Raw genomic sequence first — 3,101 nt, forward strand, 5'->3', positions numbered from 1 at the left:
ACTCGCGCAGGATGCCGGTGGCCTGCAACTGCGCCCGCAGCGCCGCGCCTTCCTTGAGTTTTTTCGACGGCAGCCGGTAGGCCAGGGTGCGGTTAGCGAAGCCGAGGTTAAAGGTGGCGACCAGTTCAGGGTGATTGAGGCGGCGCTTTTCGAGATAGACCATCGCTTCCGGGGCGTTGAGCAGCGTGTGGTGATAGAACGCCGCCACGCGTGAGAGCAGCGCCTGACGGCCCGCTTCATCCTGAGCGACAGCGGCGGACGAGGCAACCAGCGGCTGAACAGAAGGATTGTCGCCCAGCTCACCGCGCAGCCGTTCCACCGCCTTACGCAGGCTGAGTTTTTCAGTGTGCATCAGCCAGTCGATGACCGAGCCCCCGGCATCGCAGCCGAAGCAGTGATAGAGGTTTTTGGCAGGCGACAGCACGCATGACGGGGTTTTTTCGTCGTGGAACGGGCACAGCACCGCGAAGTCTTTTCCCTTTCGGAGCAGTTTCCGGCCCTGCGCTTTCGCCACGGCAACCAGGGAGACGGCGGCTTTCAGATGCTGTAATTCTGCTTCGGGGATGCGGGCCATGTGGATACCTCTAAAACCTTGTCAATGGACATATATGTGATATATAGTAATCACATTATATACCCATTACAACAGGCAGCTAAAAAAGAGGACATACAATGACAACTATTGATTTCCTGATAACAGGTCTTGATATGTCTGCTTTTTCCGAACGTCTGAAAGAACTGAGAGAAGCCAGAGGGCTTACCCAGACACGTCTTGCTGAGATGATTGACGTACAACCCAGAGCCTATAACCGCTGGGAGCGGGGGCATATTTCGCCACAGCTGGAGACGCTGCTTAAGCTGGCTGAAGTGTTGCAGGTTTCGCTTGATGAGCTGGTTGGCCGGGTTGATACCAGCAAGGATGTGAAGATCCGCAACGCCGAGTTACACGAACTCTGGCAGCAGGCTGATGCGCTGCCGGATGAAGAGCAAAGAGCGTTGATTATGGTGATCGACAGTTTTGTGACTAAAGCCAACGTCGAGAAGGCAGTGAAGAAGAGTGTAAGGCAACGTTAAAAACAGCGCGGCGGTAGCGAGTTTGCACCTCATTACCGCCGCTGACCACAAGTAACTAAAAGAGGTAGTTAATTATGGCTGAGAAGCATTCTACGGCAGAACGGAAGATTTCCAAAACGCAGCGCCGTTACCAGGTGAGTTATATAACCGCGCGGCACGCCGACCCCAAAACATTCCGGACGCGCTATTATTCCCGCCATCCGAGTCTGATGCTTAAAGGCGACTGGCTGAAGGAAGCGGGATTTGATACCGGGACGGGCGTAACGGTGAAAATATCGGATGGCGTGCTGACGATTATTGCGGATACCAGTGAAGTGCAGGCCCTGAAGGCTGAACTTTACCAGTTTAAAGAGGCGGCGATGGGGATAAAGGCGCTGGTCGCTTAGCGGATTGAGGATAATAAAAGCCGGGGTGATGAGATCATCCCGGCAATTAAAATTATATTTTTCTTTCTGGATGGAATGTTGCAATAGAAAACGCTTTATCAACAGATATACCTATTTTATCATGTTCTGAATCAAAAGGAATACATATCATTCTATCCAATAGCATTGTTTCCCATTTGTTTATATTAAAGTTATCAAAAGGAATTATTTCTATTCTGTTTTCATCAAAATTCTTTTGAGCAATAACCAGCCTGCTATTTTTTAATAATCCTGCATAAGACTTTGCACCGACCCAACTACAGAGTTGTTTTCTTAACTCCTTGAGTTCCCAGGGGAAATAAGAAGGGTCAATAACGCCGTAGTTATCGATAGCTTTTAGTACTGTTTCTCCCAGTAAAGAATGGGGAACATCTTTAGGTAAACTACCTGCCAGCACTACATTTTCACTAGGGCATTCATCCTGTCGCTTATCCTGCTTTGAACGCTGGATAATAGAATACCTATTATCATATTCGTAAATAATAACATCATGTTTTTGCATATTAATCCTATAAGTTCCCAATGGTTGTTGGATCTATTCGACTCACACTTGTTGGGCCTATGGTCGTTCCAGCTAAAGGACCGCTCTCAATGACACCCCCATTTTGAGATAATAAAGGATACCCTGTTTTCTGATTTTTTGTAAACGGGGCTGTGGTTGATGCCTTTGCATCCACTAGTTTAATCGGAGAGTTGGGGGGTGTTATTACATTATCAACAACGACTCTGTAACCAACAGGATTACCATTAGCATCTATAGGACGTATATAGACCTGCTCTAATACATTATCAGCACCGTATTTGTTTTTAGCTGCTTGAGTGACATTTGCTTCCCAGGCTTTTCCATTAGCTCTATTAATTTGGACCTGGCTCGTTTTTTTACATAACCCCAGCGGATCGATCCAGCTCAGCGGATTCGATACGTAACTATAAGGGTTGGTACCGCCTCTTAGCCCTATCGGGTCATAGGAACGATCCCGACGGCATCGTACTTTTTAACACGCTACCGCCCGCGCCACGCCTCGCTTTTTAAAGAGCCAATTTCACATCTTTAACAACACGTTAGCACGCAACGCCCGACGCGCACTTTTGCGCCGGAGGCCAGTATAACGGCGACGGCCGCTGCCGTTAATGTCTTGTTTTGTCCTTGTCTTTTTCTGTGAGCGCCATCATTACCCCTTCATGTAACCCGTGCCGGGGCCGCTGCTTGCTGCGGTTCCGGCACGGGTTGGCCGGGCGCGGGCTGGCGAGGCCCGCAGGTGGCACACCTGCCAGACCGGGGTTTGCTTTTGCATGACCACGCTGAACCCGGGCGGGATGCATTGGCTGGCGACGGCGGTAAGGAGTGACACGCGTGGCACGACCCGACGGCGACAGACCCACGCCGGGCGGGCATTAACGCCTTAAGCGGAGGCCGCAGGCCGACACCCCCTTGATGCTCTGGCTGAACACGATGAAGAAGCTGAAGTGACCACCGGAGCCGCCATGGACGGCGGCGACTGCGGTGGTTAAGTGACGTGACGCGACCGACAGCAGAGCGAAGCTGTGCGCTGCGCCGGGCTGAAGTGCCACACGCGGGGGCGCCCGACATAATGCAGATTA

General features: G+C 51.1%; 4 protein-coding genes. 2 read left to right on the forward strand and 2 right to left on the reverse strand.

What is annotated here, in order from left to right; translation table 11 throughout:
• Nucleotides 1-574 (reverse strand): CHC2 zinc finger domain-containing protein (locus ACLW56_RS24915; RefSeq protein WP_330986284.1); only part of this gene is annotated, 574 nt, incomplete at its 3' end.
• Nucleotides 575-672: 98 nt separating this feature from the next.
• Here ACLW56_RS24915 and ACLW56_RS24920 point away from each other — a divergent pair.
• The gene (locus ACLW56_RS24920) at nucleotides 673-1,074 is read left to right on the forward strand and encodes a helix-turn-helix transcriptional regulator (protein ID WP_330986285.1); all 402 of its coding nucleotides are present in this window, start codon (nucleotides 673-675) and stop codon (nucleotides 1,072-1,074) included.
• A 74-nt stretch (nucleotides 1,075-1,148) separates the two neighbouring features.
• Nucleotides 1,149-1,460, forward strand: a complete 312-nt coding sequence (locus ACLW56_RS24925; protein ID WP_330986286.1) for a SymE family type I addiction module toxin — start codon at nucleotides 1,149-1,151, stop codon at nucleotides 1,458-1,460.
• A 52-nt stretch (nucleotides 1,461-1,512) separates the two neighbouring features.
• Here ACLW56_RS24925 and ACLW56_RS24930 read toward each other — a convergent pair whose 3' ends face one another.
• Nucleotides 1,513-2,001 carry a DUF1436 domain-containing protein gene (locus ACLW56_RS24930; RefSeq protein WP_330986287.1) on the reverse strand — a complete coding sequence of 163 codons (489 nt, stop codon included), beginning with the start codon at nucleotides 1,999-2,001 and terminating at the stop codon, nucleotides 1,513-1,515.
• Nucleotides 2,002-3,101 lie beyond the last annotated feature (1,100 nt).

Source organism: Pantoea sp. sgz302252, assembly GCF_047713085.1.
GTDB lineage: Bacteria > Pseudomonadota > Gammaproteobacteria > Enterobacterales > Enterobacteriaceae > Scandinavium.